We start from the raw sequence: 21,353 nt of genomic DNA, 5'->3' as shown, positions 1-21,353 counted from the left end.
GGGCAAAAACATGTTGAGAAATGAGGAAAAATATTGGGAATGGATGAGAAACGATAGGGAAGCATGGATATGAAAAAAGCTTAAAAGTGCTGATTTTGCCATAATTTCCAAACCTTAGTAGGAATTTCTCATCTGATTTCCCACCTACTTTCTCAACTCAAGCAAGCAGAGGCATTCCACATGATGTGTTGGTTTGGCTTATAATCGGCCTCTATTGCATTTGTAAGACACTTTCGTAGGCTATTGGTTACAACTCAGACAAAACACGGACAAAAGAATGTTCATTTCTCAGTTTTTAAAATTTTTCATGATAATTCTCAATCGAGATTTTTTGATAGTTCAATCATATTTTATATTCAAGATTTCCAGGGTGTTTTATCCTTGATGACAATTTGTTAGACCCTTAATTAATTGCCTGAGCTACGTTTGCTTCTACCTGACCACGCAAAGTATCGTCCTGATATGCTGTGTCTGATATGAATGATCACATCACTAATGGTACTGTAATCGAATTACGTCCATTAGTAAGAGACTTAATACATTCTACAGGATCTGTATTTTTTGAATTTGCAGCATGAGTAGCTCCGATAGTCTTAGCTAATTTCAAGCGGCTGTCATGTCGACCCACAAGGATAATTGTCGATGGTACGAATAATCTAGCAGCCATTATCGCACTTTGATCTACTTCGCCATCACCAATAATCACCACTGTTCCTCTTGTCTTGATATTAGCATTTAGTACACCATGATAACCCGTAGCAAAATTATCTCCAAGGGGTAGTGCATCATCGCCACTTATAGTGTTTACCTCAGGCGCTAAATTATATATCAACACTAAAGAGTGAAGAAATAGTTTGAACCTTTTACATTTTACTACGTATATACGAACGTTCTAATATATAAATCTATTAACAGATTAGTAATTCGAAATTGATTGAACATTCTTACATACGATATTTCTAATAATGAAAGAAGAGAATAAAAATAGGGCATTAGAAATTGGCGTTAAGATCTTGAGTCAAAAGGGATACCATAACCTTGGATTGAGAGAGGTATTGGAGGAAGCAAGTATTCCCAGTGGTTCTTTCTATTACTACTTCAAGAGTAAAGTAGATTTTGTCTTAAAAGCGATAGAATACTACACCGATTACGTAATTGAATTTTATAAATCGCAATTATTAGAAGGAGATATCAGCTATAAAAAAAGACTTGAGTCACTTTTTGAGGCTGAAACGAAATGGCTGCTTAGTGAAGATTGCAGGATAGGTTGCATGCTTGGGGATTTGAGTAGCGAACTGGCAGGACAAGTAGATGCTGCCCAAAGAATACAGAAGAGTAGTTATGAGAAATTCCAGGGGATCGTTGAGCGTTTTTTAAGGGAAGGTCAGGATAATGGGTCATTTTCAATGAAGATTGAACCGAAAGAAATGGCAATGTTTTTTCTAAGCAGTAGGCAGGGAGCTTTGACTATGGTAAAAGCTATCCGATCAATAGAACCATATGAGGTGTTTAAATCAAAAATGATGGATCAAATAATGAAATAAAAAATTTTAAATATTTATATACGAACGTTCTAATACAATAAAACAAATAAATAATAATTCGAAATGGAAACACAAATTAATGAAGTTAAGAGCTTCAATGAATATCAAGAAGTAGCTAAGTCGCTGCGGCCTTACATTGACGCAGCAAAAAGCGGAGATGGTAAATTAAGCCGGTCCGCATTTTATGATCATGCTCATATTGTAGGCTCTATAGGCGGACAATTTGAGAATAATACTGCTGATGAATTCGCAAAGGCAGTGAGTTCCCTGGGAGAGTCTCCTAATATCCAACATCATATTGCATGGATAGACATTTCGGGACCGGCAGCAGCGGCTAAAGTAGAATTTCTTGATTGGAAAGGATTTCGATTCACGGACTTCTTTGTGCTGTATAAAAAGGATGGGCAATGGAAAATCAGTGGTAAAACCTATGATTCTCATTCACAGAACTAAAATAAAATTTAAAACCAAAAACAAAAGAAATATGAAATTTATTCACACAATCCTAGCACTGGCATTAGCCCTTAGCGCTTCTGCACAACAGGCTAAGACAAAGCAGGACGAAACCCAGAGTTTTAGCGAATATCAGCAAGTGGCAGCTGCTCTGAAACCGTACATAGAAAGCGCAAAAAGCGGAGATGGAAAACTGAGTAGGACAGCTTTTTACGATCATGCTGATATTGTAGGATCCATAGGTGGACAATTTTCAGCGTTAACTGCGGATGAATTTGCTGCTGAAATCAACAAAACGGGAAAATCAGAAAATATCAAACATCATATCGCATGGATTGACGTCTCTGGACCGGCAGCTGCTGCTAAGGTAGAGTTTATAGATTGGGCTGGACTGAGATTTACTGACTTCTTCGTGCTTTACAAGAAAGATGGTCAATGGAAGATCAGTGGTAAGACATACGATTCTCATTCAAATAATTAAGATATAAAATGAAAATATTAGTAATAGGGTCAACCGGAAGGGTTGGCCTTTTATTGACAGAGAAATTACTTCAAGATAATCACAAGGTCGTAGGGACTTCAAGACATGGAGATAGATTATTTGAAGCCTCAAACTACAGCCAGATCGATTTGAATCTCCTAGGAAGTATGGAAGAAATTCGAAAAGAAATTCCGAACGACATTGAAGCCGTTTACTTTGTGTCCGGTTCCCGAGGTAAAAACCTACTGCAAGTGGATCTTGATGGCGCCGTTAAAACCATGAGAGTTGCTGAGGATCTGGGTATCAAACGTTACATTATGCTCAGCACTATTTTTTCACTTCAACCTGAAAGGTGGAATGAAGTACCAAGCCTGAGAGACTATTACCTTGCCAAATTCTATGCTGATCAGTGGTTGATGAAAAATACCGAATTAAGCTATACAATCTTGCAACCCGGGCATTTAAAAGAAGTGAAAGCCACGGGCAAGATCAGTGTAAATGTGAATGATCTTGGTGATAATTCTATTGAAGATGTAGCTGAAACGCTGAAGGAATTACTAGATAAAGAATCAACATTCCAAAAAGTGATTTCAATGCACGATGGAGGAATACCGATCAAAGAGGCTGTTTCATTTTCATAAAATCCATCAGCTTGTCTACAATTATTTCAACATCCAGCTGACTGCTATTCACCTGATGTTGTTTGAGATAAAGTATGAGCTGGACTTACCTGAAGTTTTAAAAGCATTAAGTTGGACAAGCTGAAAACGGTTAGATCAGGGAATTATATATGGGGATTACAGGAGCTTTTTGTCCTCATACATTTTGTGTTACCGACAAGAGTCAAAAAAAATATCGATGAGTCACTACAAAGGAATATTGGATAACATAGCCAGATATGTTAAACTATCAGATGATGAAATAGAACAGTTTATTTCAATATTGAAAACCACCAGGATAAAGAAAAGGCAATTTGTTGTTCAACCAGGTTTTGTATCTGAATATCGAAACTATATTGTAGAGGGTGCGGTTAGGGTTTTTTATTTAGATGACCATGGAAAGGAACATACTGTAAGTATTGGAATCGAAGATTGGTTTTTCACAGACTTTTACAGTTATTTAAATAGAACTCCTGCCGAATATTTTGCTGAAGCTCTTGAGAACTCTTTAATCCTACAAATGAAATATGAAGATGTTGAAGAGCTATGTGCAAGAATCCATCCACTATGTCAATATTTTAGGTTATTCTCAGAAAGGGCTTTATCCTACTCACTTAAAAGAACTATTTCCAGCATTAGTAAAAACTCAGAAGAGAGATACTGGGAGTATGTTAATAAATATCCTCAAATCGCAAATAGAGTACCGCAATATGTCTTAGCATCATATTTAGGAATTTCTCCAGAATCATTGAGTAGAATCCGTTCACGCTCATAAACAAAAATTGACTTAAATCAATTTTACTCCTTGATAGAGGTCAAGCTCTTTTCTTACCACACGTCATTTTAATCCCTTCAATTATGATTCAACTTTGGGATCTCAATTTTGATAGATTATAAAGCAAAATAAATGAAAGCAGTTGTATATGAAGATCGCGCAAAAATTAGTGTAACTGATGTGGCGAAACCAGAATTATTGAAGAGTGATGATGTTATTGTTCGTATCACACTTGCGGGTATTTGCGGAGCTGATTTAGAATTTACCCAAAACGGACCTGAAATGGGTTTATATAAGGGTATGCGAATAGGTCATGAATTTGTTGGTGAAGTAGACCAGGTAGGTAAAGGTATTCACTCATTAAAAGTTGGAGACCGCGTCGTGGCTTCCGCTATGTTTGTCGACGGAGAATGTTACTATTGTAAACGTGAATTACCTTCAGCATGTGAACATGGAGGTTTATTTGGAACACCACTTTTTGCCGAACATGGAGGTGATGATATCCAGGGAGGGCAGGCTGAATTTATACGCGTTCCTTATGGTAATACTACACTATTTAAACTTCCGGAAGGTTTGACTGGAGATGAGCATGATACAAAAGTTCTTCCACTAGCAGATAATTTTGCTACGGGTTATCATGGTGCACTAAATGCTAATATCAAGACAGGAGAAACCGTAGTGGTTATTGGTGATGGTGCAGTAGGCCTAAGCGCAGTAATGGCCGCTACATTATTTGGTCCCTCTACTATTATTCTTGTAGGACGTCACGATAGTCGATTAGAATTAGCAAAAACTATTGGAGCAACGCATGTGGTGAATTCAAAAAACGAGGATCCCATTGAATTTGTGAAATCACTCACAGATGGACGAGGTGCGAATTCTGTTATCGATTCTGTAGGTAATAAAACAGCAATTGCACAAGGCATGGAAATGACTCAGGCTGGTGCATCAATAAGTGTTCTAGGGTTTGGTCATCTTTACGAACCAGTTGAGCAGCCCTATTCATCAGCGTTGTTTAGAAATATAACCATTCATACGGGTGTTGTAAATGTAGCTGCATATATGAAAAAACTGTTGCCCATAGTAGAAAGAGGCGTTATTGACCCCAGTGCGATTTTTACAGATATTTTACCATTATCAGAGGCAGAAAAAGGATATGACTTAATGCGCGATCGTTCATCAGGAACACTTAAAGTTGCATTACGTCCCTGATGTTTTTGATTAGAAATTTAAAAATGAAATTAAAATTATGGTTTACCGTCAAATTTTTAGGGGTAGACTACATAGCTGCCGCATCTCATAAACTCGTCTCAATAATTAGTCTCACGAAACAGCGTTAATTAAACTCAAAACCTAACCAGGAAATTGACCTAAATAGATTGTAATGAATTGGAAAGGTTTGGAAGAGATGAGAAAAAAACATCTATGAAAATTATTTAAAGGGAGATTTCCTGGTTTGTAAAATTTCTTATCTACTTTCTCAACTCCAACAAAATCACGCATTCCACATGAGATGTCTGTGAGGTTTAAATGTGCCTTTTATTGTTCGTATAGGCCGTTTTTTATGAAGATTAGTTTTCTTCAGACAAAAAACGGACAAAAGCATGTTCATTTCTCATCTTTTTCTCAGATAAGTTGAGAAAATGTTGGGAAATCCTTCCCAACTTCTGAAAAACAGTGAAAAAAGATAGGAGATTGTCCAGCCAGGAAGGTCATTTCCAAGACCCCAAACCTCATCGAGACGAAGAAATAAAATGAACAACTCTAAAGGAATATGAGCTTAACTTAACGACATTGAGCTCGCACCAGCGGGAGAACCTACATTTGATGGTTTCTGCATACACATTAACGTTTTTAGCACAGATGTTTAGATGTCTCTTGTGAATTTTTGGCTGTAAGAATTAATGAAAAGTTCACATCTGAAAGTACGCAGATATTAATTCAAGAAAGTGATCTGTATTGAAATTGATATTAGACCGCTACTTGTCAGTTTGAGTTTGCCAATTTTAATGCTGACATGTTTGGGAGTTTGGAATGTTAAGTTTTGGATCTAATAGTGAGCGCCATTTAGTCTTTACACAAACCAAAAAACTATGAGAAAATTTAATCATATCGGAGAAGTTATTTTTTCTGATGATTTTGAATCTGGCAGCATAGGGGATGTTGTGAAAATAGCAAATAATAAATGGGACTTTTATCTAGCTGATGATAATGGGGATGTTAGCTTACCAGATGAATATCGTAGTTGGTGGTATTTGAAAGTTGATAACGCCCCCACGAACGAACCCGTTACTTTTACCATAAAAAACAGGGGGTGGCCATTTTACTACGTTCCAGTGTACTCGTATGATAATGTACGTTGGTTTAGATTCAATGAAAGCGAGGTATACCAAAATACCAATAAAGAAATAGTAGTCACTACAACCTTTAGTCAATCACAGGTATGGATAGCCAGGTTTTATCCATATACCTTTTCTGATTTAGAGCGGTTTATTTCCGATATAGAAAGGTATGTATTTTTTACCGAGGTTGAAGTCTCCGGTTATTCGCAGCGCCAAAAACCTATTTATTTGATAAAATTAACCCACCCACATTCCCCACCGGAAAACAAGAAAAAAGTCTTTATTCATGCCCGCACACATCCCGCTGAGACTCCGGGTTCGTACGTGGTAGAAGGTTTGGTTAAAAGACTTCTGAACAACTCACCAGAGTCAGCATTGATATTGAGCAAGCATGAATTTTATATTTATCCGATGCACAATGTGGATGGCGTGATCGCTGGCAATTATCGTACAACTCCCAAGTCTGAAAACCTTGAAGTGCAGTGGAAATATGACCCCCTTGATCCTTTAAACCTGATTGATGGCTTACCTCTGGAAGTAAATGTTATACATGAATATGCCAGGAATCTGATGACGGACGGAGGTCCTAAGGTATCGATGGCACTTAATTTACATGGATCCAACAGTGAGCCCGATACTCGCCCCTTCTTTTTTCCTCACTTTGGAACCAGGGCACAGGGATATTCTGAGGTTGAATCTAATCTTTGGCATAAGCAGTTGTTTTTTATAGATCAAATGGCAAAGTATTATGGGAAAGATATGCTGGAACCTACTCCTGACGAGGGTGGTTCAGGTTTTGTCAATGGAGGCTATCCTGAAGCGTGGTGGTGGGCTAATTTTAAAGATTCTGTCATGGCGATGACTATGGAAGTCACTTATGACAGGGCAGGGTACGCACCTGATCGAATTACCCAGGATAATATGCGCCTCATAGGAGAATCGTTGGTGTCTGCTATACGAGATTACCATGAGTTTACAGCTGAAAACAGTTTAGCATCTTATCGTTCTAAAATCAAAGGAACAGTAACGGAGCTTGAATATCCTGAACTCTACCCTCCTGAAGCGCAAGACGAATTAAAAAAATAATAATGAGTAATGCTTGAGAATGAATGTTTAGCGTAGTATTTGGTTGATAAGTTAAAAAAACTCATTTTATAAAGACTGAGGGTGTCTCAAAAGGATAAACGTATTTAGGTGCCTGCCTGAGAAAATTCTCATATACGAAAATCTGAGACCGTTCAAAATACTTTTGAGACACCCTCTTTTATTTGGCGAGACTAACCAGTTCGTGTCCGAATTGCTCATGTCAGCTAAGCTCTTCACCAGCATTTCTGATGATTATGATTTTGATCCAACGCTTTTAAGATTTCTTGCCGAAGAGTTTGAGTCAAGTATCACTTACCGCTATGTTGAATGTGGTCACCATTCTATTTGTTTGGTCTACAGCTACAACAACAAAGTTCGTTACTGGAAAAGACACGACAACTTTTGGTATTTTCTCAAGAACAGAACCAAGTTCCCACCGCCTGAAGATTCGATCGCTACCGAATTCTTTAATCATGGTAAAATCTATCCAAAGAACGAAAGCGCGCAAGAGGTGGATAAATCAACTTGGTTTGAGCTAAGAGATCGCGATAGAGATCAGGATTTTACATTCTATGAATATTGCATCGTGACGCCAAAATACAATACTGTATTAAGTGTGATTTGGGAAGAAGCTAATCTTGATCTTGGTTTTGATTTAGGGTGAGATCGGATGATCTTATCACATTGTAGCATTTCTACAGATGAGATAATGCTTACATACATCCTGTTTTGCTAATGAAATCGATTATTGACTTCTTGTCCGAAGAATATGTTTTTCCCTTACTTCCTGCGGACAAGATTCGGATAAAAGTATGTTGAGAAATAGCAAAAAATGTTGGGAAATCCTTCATGGTTTTTGAAAATGGTCAGAAAGATGGGAAAATTCCGATAATCTATATCTCAAAATGCATCCCGTACGGGATAAAGATGCGAACTTGACTATGACTATCAAACTACCTAAGAAGTATCATTTTGATGGCCAATAGTAGCCATTATAAACAGCAACCATAAATGTTTACGATGATTGTGCAGGTAGGATTCGTTCAATATCAGTACTCTACTAAGATTTTCATTAAGGCATAGGTCATATTATTTAGCTGTGATTTCTATGATATTCCTTTTAGCTTTAAACATATTCCTTATCCTCTTTCTTACCTTCATCTTGGCAGTCCTGTTTTGCTTTGGTCATGAAGTTCTGGGGGTTTTCAATAAATGAATGAAAATCAGGATAAACCATCTCATCTGAATATTCACAATAATCATAAAAAGCCGGTTTCAAACTTGGTGCTATCAGTAAGTTACTAACCTTTGTCCCACATGTTTCTCTGGGGAGGTGACCTTGATGGCAATATAAAAACACGCTCTGTTGAGCTTCAACTCGATTTCTAGTAATATCAGTGATGGCAGGACTTATCAAAAAGTCTTCTTCATTGGGGTATGCTATATCCTCTTTTTGCTCGTATTCAGATTTGTCAAGAACCAGTATCTCTGCAACTGTAGCCGATTTATTCATCGTTGGCTGACAAGAAAAAAATAAGGCAATTTTAAAATCCTCTGAAAAATCAAGCAGGCAAGTGTCTTTTCCGAAGTGCCTTAAATCTGTAAGTGCAGAAATTGGGCGGCTTTGTTCAGGTAGATAAAGGCCCTTGCTTAGTAAATTTTTTACAATCTCGTTTTCATGCTCTTGCAGTTTTCCATGTTCTACCAAATCGTTGTTATTTCTGTATATGGATGCAGCTATTCCATCATTATGAAAGTAGTGTCTATTTATGCCCCGAAACAAATGACTATCTTTTGATTCTTCCAACCGCTTCAATATGAATCGAGCATCAATTTCATCAAGCGTGATTGATTTGCTAATATCCAGTCGAAGCTTTGATATTTCTTCAACGCCTTCAGTTGTTATCCTGAGAACGTTATTCGCAGGCTTGTACCGAAATTTCCAGTCGCTATACTGTGTCGTGAACCCCAGAATAGCTGACCTTGAAAACTCACAAGACTTTCCACTGAATCTGTTGTGCAAGTGACATTCTACCCTTCCAATATTAAGGTAAGTATCTGTTGCAAAAAGGTACCCAGAACTATCAATAACTTCTTGCCTGATATCCAGGCTGACAAGCTCTAATAAATTATTAAGTACCTGCCTAATACGTTCATCAATTTTGATTAAGGTATAGTCTTTTGTTGTGATTGGCTCTTCATAGTCATCGATTGAGACATTCAGCGCATATAAGAAGGGTTTATTCCCAATATCTAGGGGAAACTTGTCTAGCTCATCTCTAATTTTTTCCATATAAAATATCCTGTTGCATGGATCGCACATTTCATCTTTGTAAAGTGGCGATTTCACACCTTCGATGCCGCATCGCTTACAAATAAAATAGCTATTCTCATTCATTATCAGGTTTTTGATTTGATATTTACCGTTATTCGTAAGCAATTATCATACTTTTTTTTCTATGTTGAAGGTGATAGTGGGCGGTATGAAAAATGGATCTATTCCTTCACTAAAACCTCTTTCAACAATTTAACCTGCTCCCTATGCTTATCAGGATTATCCTGCCTAAGCTTTGCTAAATTTTGAATTTTCCAATGAACCGAAGGAAACCTTTCAAAATCATAGATACTCCAATCAGGCTCTAATTTTGAAAATCCAATTAGAAATTGTCTATCAGAATCGGTCCAGAATTTAGATATATTGGCTATAAGTTGCTCTCTAGTTGCTTCAAAATCTTTGTAAGCAAAAGACTCGGTGGTCATACCCGAAAATTGATTTTCAAGGATTGCTTGTTGATCTAGTAAATTGGGTCGGAGAAGCTCATGTATTGGTCTGTTGCTACTAAGTATAGATAGCAATAAGCCCTCTTTTATATCTTCTGTAAATCCTTCATTTTCCAGTAAGTATTTCACATCAAAAATATCTCTCGGATGTTGTCGGTCTAAAGCGGCACATATTTTCCCACCATACAATTGGGACAGTGGTACGATAGCAATTGAACAAAATGCATCGAACTGATCTTGTGCGGTTTCGCATAGTAGATAATCTATAGGATCAGAAAGAATACCTCGATTGGTTTGGTTTACCTCAACTTTAATCTGATAACCCTGATTAGAAATTTGAAGTTTCGACACCTCCCTTTGGTGTTGAACTTTTGCCTTGGGAAGAATTGAGAGAATTCTTTCTCGTATGCCTTCGAGTGCTTGAGCAATTTTATCTAATGAAGTATGTCGATCTTCAATAGGCACATAAGTCAAATCAATGTCCACAGATAACCTGGGCATTTCACGTACAAACAGATTGATAGCTGTTCCCCCATGTAAGGCAAAACATTTCTCTTTCGCTATCTCTGGTATAACAGATAGTAATAAAGATACCTGCCCTTTATAAATCTCGTTCATCCTTCAGACCCAATTCCTTATTTACAGTGATTTGATATTTCGGAATGTAAATGCCTCCTTTTACGATACTCCGTTTTCCCTTACCCAAATCTATTTTATCTACATCCATATAATTAAACCAGCTATGCCCCGCTTTATCCGCAAGGAAAAGAAAAAGCCTTTTCACTTTTATAGAGGTACATGCTTCTAATAACTTTTGTACTTCTTTTGGTCTCAGGTTATTTAGCCCTTCCATCAATTCGTAGCATTCATGCAATTCTTGATATTTTGGAATAAGATATAAGCACTCCATAAGTGCTCTTGCCGCGTTGGATATCTTCAGTGTAAAATTTTTCCTTTCAATTTGAGTGAGGCCTAAATCTTTGGGAAGGAAACCTGATTGATAATGATTGAATTCAACACCCCAATCATAGTTTCTAAACCAAATAGGTAGACTTTCTCCCTTTCCTCCAAACAGCGTTATTCTCTTGGTTGAAAACTGAAGATAATGAGACTTTCCCAACAGGGACAGTGCTGTTTTTCCACCAGGATGTATACTTGAAGTGGTCTGCTTCTGTAATGCGAATAAAGCACCTTCATAATTGACCTCATCACCAGTTCTGACCATAGCGCCTGTGCCGATGGATTTAAGCCAGTTGCTTTTTCGGTATCTCTTTTGCAGATCAGAGCTATATCCGTTTTGAGATAGCCAGGAAGCCAGAAAAACAACCCCTTTGGGTTGGGATTGTAAGAGTTGGTTTATTTTACTTCCTCTTTCAGTAGTCATAGTACCAATTTATCATATGTTTTAAACTACTACAAGCTGAAAGTTTAAAAAATTAATTATAAAGGTACTGTTAGTTCCTTTTAGTTTGAAAATATAAACGATTTTAATAAATTGAATAAGTGTCAAATCCAATATCCGAAGGATACGTTTGTCCTTTCTTTTCCGCGGACAAGATTCGAACAAAAATATGTTGAGAAATAGTAAAAAATGTTGGGAAAGGATGAGAAATGATAGGAATGACTAGGAAATGAAAAAGTACCAAAAACACAATTATGCATTTATTTCGTAAATTGAATAGGAAATTTCTCATTTGATTTCCCATCTACTTCTTTAACTCCAACAAAACCACGCACTCCACATGATGGGTATGTGGAAACATATCCACCGGTTGTATCTCTACTACTTCATATTTGGAATTTAGCAATTCCACATCCCGTGCTTGAGTAGCCGGATTGCAGCTGATATAAACGATTTTTGTGGGTGTAGCTTTGAGTATTACGTTGCAAACGTCCGGGTGCATACCGGCTCTTGGAGGGTCTGTAATAATGACATCCGGATGTCCATGTTCGTTCAGAAACGAGGCATTGAGCATGTCCCGCATATTGCCGGCAAAAAAATCTGTATTTGTGATACCGTTGATGCCGGAATTGGTTTTAGCGTCTTGTATAGCTTCATCGATGTATTCAATACCTACCACATGCCTGGCATGCCTGGCTACATAGTTAGCGATGGTTCCTGTACCGGTGTAAAGGTCATATACCAACTCATTTCCTGTTAAGCCGGCCATTTCCCATGCCTTCTTATATAAGACTTCCGCTTGTGCTGTATTGGTTTGAAAGAAAGACTTTGGCCCTATCCGAAAGATCACTTTTTCATCACCACCTGATAATGTCATTTGCTCTTCTATATATGGAGTACCAGCGTAATGGATCACTTCCAGGTCGTGGAAAGTATCATTCTTTTTCGAGTTGACAATATAGTTCAGCGAAGCCACCTGAGGAAATTGTGCTTTAATATGCTCCAGGATACCTTCTATTATAACAGGTTTATCACTCGTCACCTGCAGCATTACCATCCATTGACCGATCGAAGTACTGCGGATGATAAGGTTTCTCAAATAACCTTTTTGGGTGACCATGTCAAAGAAAGGAATGTTATGATCAATAGCGTACTTTTTTACGGCCAGGCGTATGTCGTTTGACGGGTCGCTTTGTAAGTGGCAGTGCTCAACGTCCAGAATTTTATCAAAACGCCTGGGGATATGAAAACCTAACCCATTTCTTTCTATTTCTTGTCCGCTTTCGATCTCTTCTCTACTCAGCCATCGTTTATGGCTGAAAGTGAATTCAAGTTTGTTTCGGTAATATTTGGTCTGACTGGCGCTAATGATGGGAGAAATAGGAGGTAGCTTTACTTTTCCGATACGTTCAAAATTGTCAACAACTTGCTGTTGTTTAAAAGCAAGTTGCCGGTCATATTGAAGGTGTTGCCATTTACAGCCACCGCATGTTCCGAAATGATTACAAAAAGGAGTGGTTCGTAGTGAAGAGTGCTCTTTGATCTCCAGGAGAACGGCTTCCATAAAAGACTTTTTTTTACGTACTACCTTTAGATCTACTATATCCCCTGGTGCTACACCATTGATAAAGATTACTTGTCCTTCATAACGCGCAATACACTTACCTTCAGACGCAATTCCTTCTATTTTGATATCTTTTAAAACTTTATTTTTTAAATTCATGTTCTTTTCGAGTCCAATCAGAGCTATCGATTAGGAAAATTGTTCGGATGAGGTAAACCTACCAGTGATGAAGCGATATGTAATTCTCTTTATTCTTTTTGCAGCCTGCAAAGCTAGTGTATTTGGTTCTCATATTGTGGGGGGAGAGTTTGAATTATTGCACGTACAGGATTTTCGGTATCGATTGAATATGATCCTGTATTTTGATAGGATAAATGGTGAGCCCGGCGCCCAGGACCCGACAGTGACAGTGTATTTTTATCGTAAATCGGATAATGTACTTGTGCTCACACGAACGCTAAATCTCGTTACGGACACGCAGGTAGAATATAGCAATCCTTCTTGTGATCCCGATAATGAAACACTTTCAACCTCACGACTATTATATACTGATGTATTTACTTTACCTCCGGAAAGTTTCAGTGATCCGGAGGGATATTACATTTCATGGGAAAGATGTTGCAGAAATTACACCATAACCAATATCCAAAGCAATGACCCGTTGGGATTTGGTATTTCCGCCGGACAGACTTTTTACCTTGAATTTCCTCCGGTAACCATTGACGGGAGTCCGTTTGTAAATTCCACACCGCGCTTGTTTCCTCCGTTGAGCGATTTCGCCTGCATCAATAAACTCTACTTTACTGATTTTGGAGGTACGGATGATGACGGTGATTCGCTTGTATACTCACTGGTTACACCCAATAGTACGGTAGATACACAAAATGCATTCCCGCTTACCCCTAATCCTGGCCCATACCCCGAAGTGGTTTGGCGGCCAAGTTTTGGTATTGACAATATAATTGGAGGTAATCCTGACCTCACGATTTCTTCTGATGGCCTTTTAACCGTGACTCCTTCAAATGCTGGTCTTTACGTTTTTGCGGTTAAAGTAGAAGAATTCAGAGATGGTGTAAAGCACGGGGAAATGAGAAGGGATTTTCAGATGCTTGTAATTGCTGATTGTGATTCTAACGGCGATCCTTTAGTGCTTGCCCGTGAAACCGGGGAAAATAGTTTATACACGGAAGGAACAGTCATAAATTTTGATTTTAATGATCCTGACAAATGTATCGATGTACTTGTAACGGATTCACTTACTAACATTGGAAGAGATTCAGTTTCAAACGTAAATTTAAGAGCGATACCTATCAATTTCGATGCAGATTTAGAGGATATCGAAATTGATTTTTCTCAGAATGTGGTGATAAGGAGTGAAACCGATACGGCCCGGTTTACAGTTTGCTTTCCTGATTGTCCGTTTACCCGAAGCGGTTTTTACGAGATTGGCATAATCGGGTTTGATGATGCGTGCCCTCAGCCATCGCTGGATACGATCATTGTATCACTGAATGTGCCACCACCACCGAATGAAAATGCTTTTTTTCGGGTTAATAATGTTGCCAGGTCAGGAATAGTAACTTTTTCCAATACCCTTGAGGACAACGGTATGCGGGAAATTGATATTGGTAGTTTTGATAATGATGGTGATTCAGTCAGCCTGGTATTAACGCCTTTGGGATTTGAATTTGCGGATATTGGAATTGAGTTAGATGAAATAACCTATTCAGATGGCGAGGCTTTAACCAATTTAGTTTGGAATTTTGATTGTAACTCCCAGGACCTTGATTTTTCCGCCGGACGTGATGTACCAACGAGCGTTGGAGTTACCAAAGCCTTTGATATTCTGGTGGAAACAGAAGATTTTGATCAATGTGAGTGGGAGGACCCTCAGCAATTATTGATCACTTTACTTATTAATGATCCCGAACAGTCAAAACCTGTCATTTTTGAGTCTGATAATCCTGATAGTGAATTGCTTCAATTTGAGTACAGATTAAGGGAAGTTGTTACACATACAATAAGAGGTTTTGATGAGGATAAAGATTTGATAAAGTTATCAGCCAGGGGGATAAACTTTGATTTTGAACTGGTGAATTTTATTTTTCCTGAGGCAGAATCGGAAGAACGTGTATTTAGCAATGTTTTTTGGGAGCTTGCCTGTGATTTTGACCTGGAAGAACAGGATTCTTTAAGGGTTGAGTTTTTGGTGGAGGATATTGATGTATGTCAGTTCACAAATCAAGATACCTTGACGGTGGATTTTTTATTAGGCCCACCTCCCAGTACCAGACCAGAAATATCCTTTTCAAGTTTGAACCAGTTAAGGATAGAAGCGCAGGATAGTGTTGGTTTTTTTGTAGATACTGAATTGAATATTCAGGTGAGTGGATTGGATTTTGAAGGGGATAGCCTGGAACTATTTCTTCTGAACAACAATCTGCCTGAAGTAGATTTTGAAACGGCAAAAGGAGTGGGGCGTGTATCATCCACATTGTCATGGACGCCGGACTGTTCGGTATTTACCAATGGTGATCTTTCCGAGGAGTTTGAATTCACCTTTGTACTGTGGGATAAAAATTGTTTTCAGCCACAGTATGATACCGCATCATTGACCATACATGTAGAAGACCTTCCGAGTAAAAATGAATTTGCCATAACGAATATCATTACTCCAAAAACCAGCCCGGATATGAACGATTATTTCGGGTATTACCCTGTAGAAAACCCTAATGAAAATGACCGTTTGATCTATCTCCCGACAGACAACTGTGCAGGTAAGTTTGAACAGGTACTCATCCACAACCGCTGGGGCAAAGAAGTATTTTCAAGTACCAGTCGTGATTTTAAATGGTTTGGGGATGGAGTGGCCTCGGGTGTTTATTATTATACCATCCTTTATTCCAATAACAAATATCAGGGAGCGCTTACGGTGATGTACTAGAAGCTAATAAATCGTAATTTATCTTTTTTGATAAATGCCATTTTGCCTTGCCAGTCTATTTTGACCCAGACGTCCTTCTCGTTAAGATAGCTCACCCGATGCCCTTTGCCTACCACATCAATGACTTCAGAACCTGCTGAAGGCCCACTCATCAGGTAAGTGTTGGAATCTACGATAATAGCGCGATCATAATCTCTTCCAAAATTAAGTGTATAGAAAAGAATGGCCAGCACTACTACCATAAATACCGCGGGCAATACCGGGCTTTGTTTCAACCTTACTTTTTGACGGTAGGCAAGGGCTAATAGTAATACTGCAATAGCTAATAGACTATAGGTAATGATATTAAAGTATTTATAGAAATGAGTGATCACAAAGTCAGCGTCCTGGAATTCATAACCGTATAGCTCTTTCTTTTCAGCTAGTTCTTCCATTTTTGTCATTACCCTTCGGTCAACCGTTTTTAAGTAGTAAGTATTAAGGTAATAAAGTGCACCACTAAAATCACCGAGCCCTTCTTTTATAAAAGCCATTTTAAGCAGCATAGCAGGGCTGGATAGTTTTTCGGTTTCCATCAGGTGATGGAAGAGATCAAATGATTCCGTGTACTTCCCGGCGCTAAATAATGAATCCGCTTTTGACAGTTGCTCATTAACGGTAGACTGGGCGTAAAGAAATGCCCAACTACAACATACGGCAAGGGTAGACAATAAAGTTTTCTTCAGCATTGCCTGCAAATATAAATCCTTGGATGAGAATTCTTAATTCTTACCTGATAGATTATGCCGCACTTGGCATTGTGAATTTATTTTTACAGTTTTTTTCTCCCATCTTTTGCATTTTATGTACGGGCTATTACCTTTGCAACTCTATTAGAAAATACAGCCTTTGATGAAGGCTTTTTTTAATGAAATTTCTTGTATGATTCGGTAGCTCAGCTGGTAGAGCATCTCCCTTTTAAGGAGAGGGTCCTGGGTTCGAGCCCCAGCCGAATCACCCTTAAAAGCCCTTAAAAAGGGCTTTTTTTATGTCCAAAGCTTTTTTTTGTAGAAAATTGCAGATTTTTTAATATTCTTGATAGCTGTGCGGACCCTTTCAGGGTTGTCCATCTTCTTTGAGTAACCTATTTTTTTAAAGGCACATCACTTTTATCCATTTCCAATAGCATTAGCGGTTAGTTGTCCACTTGCTCTCTTATTAGTTGAATAATGTTCTCCCTGGATTCCTGCATTCTCTATTTCGAAAGTGCTTGAACAATTCTGCTTTCACTTCTTACTACTTGATGGATTCCATCAGCACTAAACTATTGCCCTAATCTGGTGTGATCTGTAGCCGATATTAGTCGAGGTATACCATATCCATATTCAACCCTAAGCATTTAGTAGCTTTTAGCATCTTCAGTTCCATTTCTTCATCATTTAGATAGATCATGTAGGTGCCTTCTGGTGCGTAGTTCATTGTTTCACTATATTTAAATATGAAACCAGTAAGTGGTGAAGGTAATTCGTTGGTGTAATCGAATGATTTTAACATCATTTCAGTCTCCTTTCCAGTGGTGTAACTCTTTGAATCAACCTCCTCTTACTGGTGATCATTCATATTTGCAATCTTCACTGATGGTTATCCCTGATCATCGACTTCAGTTACATCTTAATAAGGATCCCCGAAAAGCTATACTCTAATTGCTTTCAGAGATTCTTATTGGAAGTTGATTGAATGGTAATTTATTCAATCAAGGTAAGGCTGCTCATTCTTTTTAGAATTCAACCTGCCGTACTTGATTGTGAAAAGTGAAAATAATACGTTAATACCCGGGGTTAGCTTTCTTATGGGAGCCGTTGCCATTCTCGAAGATGGCTACAAAGGTTGTGAATATTTGGAACGGTAAATCATACGGAGAGCAGGGTCAACTTTTACCCTTTGCTGTGATTAGGCATTTATGGGATTTGTTCATAACTGTATTGGTTTAATTGAGTAACTATTTCGGTTTAAATTGGGGTAGCCAATCCATGTATTGGCTACCAGTCAGAGGAGGAAACAATGACATGTGACGTATGAATTGATCCACTTTAACTACTGAGGCAGTGTTCGGTTTGACAAATACATTTTGGATAATCCTGGATTGGTAAGAGGCTTGATTTTCACGGAATACTACGTGCAGTTTGTAGTAACCTGGCTTGACATGATGAAATTGGAATGATGCCGCTGAATCCAGGTCAACCAGGTAATCTGCTTTGTCCCGAGGACTGTTTCCCATTACAGCTTTCCTGAATTGGCCGTTGTAGGGTGATAATGGCTCATTAAACCATTTTTTAAATGCTATTGTGTCAACAGAGCCTACAACATTGCCTGTCTTGTCTAATTGATTCAGTAGTATCTGATGCCCTTCCCAAAGACTTGAACCCTTAGTACGGGTAAGCTGCTCATCTTCTTTCGTGACTGAGACGAAACTTACTTTCTCCTTGACTACGACAATTTCGCTGATCTTTATTTTGATTTCTCTATTGAGCTCTACCACCCTACGACTTAAGCTCAATTGATAAATCCCTGTAGGAATCTTCCCTATGAATACAGAGTCTTTCTTATAAGATGTTTCTCGACGAAGATTTTGCGGCCCTTCTAATTTCATAATCCAATTAGGTTGTTCCATATAAAGATGAAGATCGCGGAACCAGCGTATGTGCAAGGCTCCATATTCTTCTGTAGGGTCTACTTCACCTAGTTGAATAGAAGAACTACAGGACAGCCATCCCAAAAACAGCGTACTTAATAAAGCAGGTGAAAATTTGATCATCATTGATTTCAGGCGGTATTAGCACCTTTGTTTAACCGTGAAAACTAATCATTGTAAACATTGCAAATAACTACTTTATTAACTTTTAATTGGGAACTTACTTGGATGGGTAAAGTTTTTGAATTCATGAGTACCATTTCTATGTTATGGAAGATTACAAAAAATTAGTAGGAACGAACGATTTTAATCTAATATTATTAGGTAGGATAAGCAGTACTAGCATTTGCTGCATTGCCCTGCAAAAAAAACTATGGTATGATCATTTTGGATGTACCTTGAGGCTTCTATATGGCAATTATCAACAAGAAGAATTTAAAGCAAGACTGGATTATTACAAAGCATCCTCGGTGCGACCGTTTGTGTGCCATTCAGCTTGGTTGATTGAAGTATCAAGTTCATGTAATAAGGTAGTCGGCCTGGAGTCATCCATATTGAATAAAAGAATTTTTGATAGTTTGATTGTTGAAATGTCTCACAGTCATTCTAAAAGGATCAGATTTATTCCAAAGTTTTCACAGATGAGGGTGTCTCAAAAGGGCACCTTCTTTTTTATGTCAAAAACAGAAAAACCGCCTCAACTACTTTTGAGACGGCCTCTAACATTTTGAATTACTTCATCCGGGAAACAAAGAAACGGGGGTATTAATCGTGAAAAGCTTCTCTTATTTTCTTAAAAGCTATGCGCATTTGTGATTCTACTGTTTTAACAGAAATGTCCATTCGAACTGCAATGTCTTTATACTTAATACCTTCCAGCTTGTTTAGCCGAATGATCTCCTGGCATTTGGGAGGGAGGGAATCTACCACTTGTTTCACCTTTTCAATACGTTTTTCGAGTGATTCGGTATCTTCCTTTATACGGTCGCCCAGTGCTCTATGCCATATTACCTCCAGGAGCTTTTTCTAAACTATCAATACACCTGTTATAAGCAATCGCATACAAATAACTTTTTGGTGATTTAGTAGGATCTAACTTGTCTCTGTCTTTCCAGAGGTTAATGAAAGCCTCTTGTACGATGTCCTCAGATTGGAGCTTATCACGAGTATAAGTAGTAATGTAGGCTATCAGTCGATCATAATAGCGTTCAAAGAAATACCTAGAAACTGCCCTATCTCCTTTTTTTAAGGCTTTTGCAGCTTCTACCTCGTCCATATTTTGTTTTGTAAGGAAAAACCAACTCCGACTATTTTAAAGATCAAAAAAAAAGCGAAAAATCTTTAAGGTTTTTTTTATTTTTTGAGCAATAGTACTAATTATAAAGTCAAACACATTGAAAATCCTGATTTCCAAGCTTCTAACGGAGACTATTTCTGAAGAAGAGCTCTTAGAACTTCATGAGTTGCTAAAAGATCCGGCAAATCAAAAGCTTCTTGAGACCTATATACAAGATGAGCATGATTTAAATCTGGCCATTATAAAAAATGACGTAGATGCCGCCTACCACAACGTGATCACTCAGATTGACCATGAAGAAAAGCCAATCCGAAAACTGATCCCGAACTGGACGAAATATGCGGCGGCAGTGGTGTTATTGGTCGGATTGACCTTTATATATCAGCAAGGTTTCTTCCTTTCTCCGGAAGAAACCACTCTGGTGCCTGAAGAAGATTTCATCACCCTTGAATTGGACAACGGATTGGTTCAGACCATTAATCCGGGAGCCACAAAAGATATTAAAGATGCAGCCGGGAACCTTGTAGGGGTACAAAACAAAAGTCAATTAACCTACCAGGGGACGAATGATTCGGAGACATTACTATATAATACCTTAAAAGTGCCTTATGGCAAACGCTTTAGCGACGGTACGCAAGTACACTTAAATTCCGGGACCAGTCTGAGATATCCTGTTACTTTTTTAAAAAACATGGATCGTAAAGTGTCTATCGTTGGTGAGGCTTATTTTGACGTGACTACAGATGCGGAACATCCTTTTATTGTGAATGCCGGAGCATTGAATGTTGCCGTTCTGGGGACACAATTTAACCTTTCATCTTATGTAGAAGATGCTTCAACCGATGTGGTACTTATTGAAGGTATGGTGGGTATGTACAATGATCAGGAAGTAGTTGAAGATGCACTGACGTTGACTCCGGGACTCAAAGGTTCTTTTAATAAATCAGGAAAGACAGTAGTAACAGAACCTGTCAATACCAGGGTGTATACTTCCTGGAGAAACGGAGAGCTTGTCTTTAGAAATACTCCTTTTAAGAACATTCTTAAGAAAATGGAGAGGCACTACAATGTTGAAATTGTATTGGAAAATGAAGCGTTAGGCGAAGAATTGTTTAGTGCCAGTTTTACCAATAAAACCATAGAAATGGTACTAAGTTATTTTGATGATATCCAGGGAATAGGTTATAAGATAAAAGATAATACCTTGTATATCAAATAATTAAATAGACAATTAAAGCCTAAAATGGAATATATGGAACACAACTAACTTACGAATGAAAATTCGGTGTTCACTTTTGGATGGTGTTGAAACATTATCTGAAAAACCGGAAAATGCGGCAACATTTCCCGGTCT

General features: G+C 38.1%; 19 protein-coding genes and 1 tRNA gene. 11 read left to right on the top strand and 9 right to left on the bottom strand.

Features of this window, described 5'->3' with window-relative positions:
• Nucleotides 1–484 precede the first annotated feature (484 nt).
• The gene (locus FNH22_RS19600) at nucleotides 485–832 is read right to left on the bottom strand and encodes a zinc-binding dehydrogenase (RefSeq protein WP_143400136.1); all 348 of its coding nucleotides are present in this window, start codon (nucleotides 830–832) and stop codon (nucleotides 485–487) included.
• A 133-nt stretch (nucleotides 833–965) separates the two neighbouring features.
• On the opposite strand from FNH22_RS19600, the gene FNH22_RS19595 reads away from it, so the two are divergent.
• From FNH22_RS19595 to FNH22_RS19560, 8 genes are all read left to right on the top strand, one after another.
• Nucleotides 966–1,544, top strand: coding sequence for a TetR/AcrR family transcriptional regulator (locus FNH22_RS19595; protein ID WP_143400135.1), 579 nt, complete (start codon nucleotides 966–968; stop codon nucleotides 1,542–1,544).
• 63 nt (nucleotides 1,545–1,607) lie between these two features.
• Nucleotides 1,608–1,997 carry a nuclear transport factor 2 family protein gene (locus tag FNH22_RS19590; RefSeq protein WP_143400134.1) on the top strand — a complete coding sequence of 130 codons (390 nt, stop codon included), beginning with the start codon at nucleotides 1,608–1,610 and terminating at the stop codon, nucleotides 1,995–1,997.
• A 31-nt stretch (nucleotides 1,998–2,028) separates the two neighbouring features.
• Entirely contained in the window at nucleotides 2,029–2,478 is a 450-nt protein-coding gene (locus FNH22_RS19585) for a nuclear transport factor 2 family protein (protein WP_185154313.1), read from the top strand.
• Between the two features lie 8 nt (nucleotides 2,479–2,486).
• The gene (locus FNH22_RS19580) at nucleotides 2,487–3,119 is read left to right on the top strand and encodes an NAD(P)H-binding protein (RefSeq protein WP_143400132.1); all 633 of its coding nucleotides are present in this window, start codon (nucleotides 2,487–2,489) and stop codon (nucleotides 3,117–3,119) included.
• Between the two features lie 217 nt (nucleotides 3,120–3,336).
• On the top strand, nucleotides 3,337–3,912 hold the full coding sequence (locus FNH22_RS19575) for a Crp/Fnr family transcriptional regulator (RefSeq protein WP_143400131.1): 576 nt from the start codon (nucleotides 3,337–3,339) through the stop codon (nucleotides 3,910–3,912).
• A gap of 132 nt (nucleotides 3,913–4,044) precedes the next feature.
• Complete coding sequence (locus tag FNH22_RS19570; RefSeq protein ID WP_143400130.1) at nucleotides 4,045–5,124, top strand: zinc-binding dehydrogenase; 1,080 nt, start codon at nucleotides 4,045–4,047, stop codon at nucleotides 5,122–5,124.
• 881 nt (nucleotides 5,125–6,005) lie between these two features.
• Complete coding sequence (locus FNH22_RS19565; RefSeq protein WP_143400129.1) at nucleotides 6,006–7,340, top strand: M14-type cytosolic carboxypeptidase; 1,335 nt, start codon at nucleotides 6,006–6,008, stop codon at nucleotides 7,338–7,340.
• A 202-nt stretch (nucleotides 7,341–7,542) separates the two neighbouring features.
• The gene (locus FNH22_RS19560; protein WP_143400128.1) at nucleotides 7,543–8,004 is read left to right on the top strand and encodes a hypothetical protein; all 462 of its coding nucleotides are present in this window, start codon (nucleotides 7,543–7,545) and stop codon (nucleotides 8,002–8,004) included.
• A gap of 462 nt (nucleotides 8,005–8,466) precedes the next feature.
• On the opposite strand, the gene FNH22_RS19555 is transcribed toward FNH22_RS19560, so the two are convergent.
• The 4 genes from FNH22_RS19555 to rlmD form a co-directional block, all read right to left on the bottom strand.
• Nucleotides 8,467–9,738: an FRG domain-containing protein gene (locus tag FNH22_RS19555; RefSeq protein WP_143400127.1), complete on the bottom strand. Its 1,272-nt coding sequence runs from the start codon at nucleotides 9,736–9,738 to the stop codon at nucleotides 8,467–8,469.
• A 98-nt stretch (nucleotides 9,739–9,836) separates the two neighbouring features.
• Complete coding sequence (locus FNH22_RS19550; RefSeq protein ID WP_143400126.1) at nucleotides 9,837–10,739, bottom strand: nucleotidyl transferase AbiEii/AbiGii toxin family protein; 903 nt, start codon at nucleotides 10,737–10,739, stop codon at nucleotides 9,837–9,839.
• Nucleotides 10,723–11,505, bottom strand: coding sequence for a type IV toxin-antitoxin system AbiEi family antitoxin (locus FNH22_RS19545; protein ID WP_143400125.1), 783 nt, complete (start codon nucleotides 11,503–11,505; stop codon nucleotides 10,723–10,725). The genes FNH22_RS19550 and FNH22_RS19545 overlap by 17 nt, the downstream gene beginning before the upstream one ends.
• 322 nt (nucleotides 11,506–11,827) lie before the next feature.
• A complete protein-coding gene (gene rlmD / locus FNH22_RS19540) occupies nucleotides 11,828–13,246 on the bottom strand; it encodes a 23S rRNA (uracil(1939)-C(5))-methyltransferase RlmD (RefSeq protein WP_143400124.1) in 1,419 nt (472 codons plus the stop codon).
• A 67-nt stretch (nucleotides 13,247–13,313) separates the two neighbouring features.
• On the opposite strand from rlmD, the gene FNH22_RS19535 reads away from it, so the two are divergent.
• Nucleotides 13,314–16,031 carry a gliding motility-associated C-terminal domain-containing protein gene (locus tag FNH22_RS19535; RefSeq protein WP_143400123.1) on the top strand — a complete coding sequence of 906 codons (2,718 nt, stop codon included), beginning with the start codon at nucleotides 13,314–13,316 and terminating at the stop codon, nucleotides 16,029–16,031.
• Here the strand turns inward: FNH22_RS19535 and FNH22_RS19530 are convergent.
• Entirely contained in the window at nucleotides 16,028–16,759 is a 732-nt protein-coding gene (locus tag FNH22_RS19530) for an SH3 domain-containing protein (protein WP_143400122.1), read from the bottom strand. The genes FNH22_RS19535 and FNH22_RS19530 overlap by 4 nt on opposite strands.
• A gap of 195 nt (nucleotides 16,760–16,954) precedes the next feature.
• On the opposite strand from FNH22_RS19530, the gene FNH22_RS19525 reads away from it, so the two are divergent.
• Nucleotides 16,955–17,027 (top strand) — tRNA-Lys (locus FNH22_RS19525).
• A gap of 982 nt (nucleotides 17,028–18,009) precedes the next feature.
• Here the strand turns inward: FNH22_RS19525 and FNH22_RS19520 are convergent.
• The 3 genes from FNH22_RS19520 to FNH22_RS19510 form a co-directional block, all read right to left on the bottom strand.
• Nucleotides 18,010–18,828: a hypothetical protein gene (locus FNH22_RS19520; RefSeq protein WP_143400121.1), complete on the bottom strand. Its 819-nt coding sequence runs from the start codon at nucleotides 18,826–18,828 to the stop codon at nucleotides 18,010–18,012.
• A 639-nt stretch (nucleotides 18,829–19,467) separates the two neighbouring features.
• Nucleotides 19,468–19,683 carry a sigma-70 family RNA polymerase sigma factor gene (locus tag FNH22_RS19515; RefSeq protein WP_255518108.1) on the bottom strand — a complete coding sequence of 72 codons (216 nt, stop codon included), beginning with the start codon at nucleotides 19,681–19,683 and terminating at the stop codon, nucleotides 19,468–19,470.
• Nucleotides 19,684–19,699: 16 nt separating this feature from the next.
• Nucleotides 19,700–19,978, bottom strand: a complete 279-nt coding sequence (locus FNH22_RS19510) for a sigma-70 family RNA polymerase sigma factor (protein WP_143400119.1) — start codon at nucleotides 19,976–19,978, stop codon at nucleotides 19,700–19,702.
• 118 nt (nucleotides 19,979–20,096) lie between these two features.
• Between FNH22_RS19510 and FNH22_RS19505 the strand changes: the two genes are divergently transcribed.
• A complete protein-coding gene (locus FNH22_RS19505) occupies nucleotides 20,097–21,218 on the top strand; it encodes a FecR family protein (protein WP_221420312.1) in 1,122 nt (373 codons plus the stop codon).
• Nucleotides 21,219–21,353 lie beyond the last annotated feature (135 nt).

It is taken from the genome of Fulvivirga sp. M361 (assembly GCF_007097395.1).
Taxonomy (GTDB): Bacteria; Bacteroidota; Bacteroidia; order Cytophagales; family Cyclobacteriaceae; genus Fulvivirga.
The sequence above is the reverse complement of the archived record's forward strand: the minus strand, read 5'-3'. Positions and strand labels throughout refer to the sequence as shown.

Coding starts and splice junctions, on each gene's coding strand:
- FNH22_RS19595 (WP_143400135.1), top strand. CDS start 966: ATGAAAGAAGAGAATAAAAATAGGGCATTAGAAATTGGCGTTAAGATC.
- FNH22_RS19590 (WP_143400134.1), top strand. CDS start 1,608: ATGGAAACACAAATTAATGAAGTTAAGAGCTTCAATGAATATCAAGAA.
- FNH22_RS19585 (WP_185154313.1), top strand. CDS start 2,029: ATGAAATTTATTCACACAATCCTAGCACTGGCATTAGCCCTTAGCGCT.
- FNH22_RS19580 (WP_143400132.1), top strand. CDS start 2,487: ATGAAAATATTAGTAATAGGGTCAACCGGAAGGGTTGGCCTTTTATTG.
- FNH22_RS19575 (WP_143400131.1), top strand. CDS start 3,337: ATGAGTCACTACAAAGGAATATTGGATAACATAGCCAGATATGTTAAA.
- FNH22_RS19570 (WP_143400130.1), top strand. CDS start 4,045: ATGAAAGCAGTTGTATATGAAGATCGCGCAAAAATTAGTGTAACTGAT.
- FNH22_RS19565 (WP_143400129.1), top strand. CDS start 6,006: ATGAGAAAATTTAATCATATCGGAGAAGTTATTTTTTCTGATGATTTT.
- FNH22_RS19555 (WP_143400127.1), bottom strand. CDS start 9,738: ATGAATGAGAATAGCTATTTTATTTGTAAGCGATGCGGCATCGAAGGT.
- FNH22_RS19550 (WP_143400126.1), bottom strand. CDS start 10,739: ATGAACGAGATTTATAAAGGGCAGGTATCTTTATTACTATCTGTTATA.
- FNH22_RS19545 (WP_143400125.1), bottom strand. CDS start 11,505: ATGACTACTGAAAGAGGAAGTAAAATAAACCAACTCTTACAATCCCAA.
- rlmD (WP_143400124.1), bottom strand. CDS start 13,246: ATGAATTTAAAAAATAAAGTTTTAAAAGATATCAAAATAGAAGGAATT.
- FNH22_RS19535 (WP_143400123.1), top strand. CDS start 13,314: ATGAAGCGATATGTAATTCTCTTTATTCTTTTTGCAGCCTGCAAAGCT.
- FNH22_RS19530 (WP_143400122.1), bottom strand. CDS start 16,759: ATGCTGAAGAAAACTTTATTGTCTACCCTTGCCGTATGTTGTAGTTGG.
- FNH22_RS19520 (WP_143400121.1), bottom strand. CDS start 18,828: ATGATGATCAAATTTTCACCTGCTTTATTAAGTACGCTGTTTTTGGGA.
- FNH22_RS19510 (WP_143400119.1), bottom strand. CDS start 19,978: ATGGACGAGGTAGAAGCTGCAAAAGCCTTAAAAAAAGGAGATAGGGCA.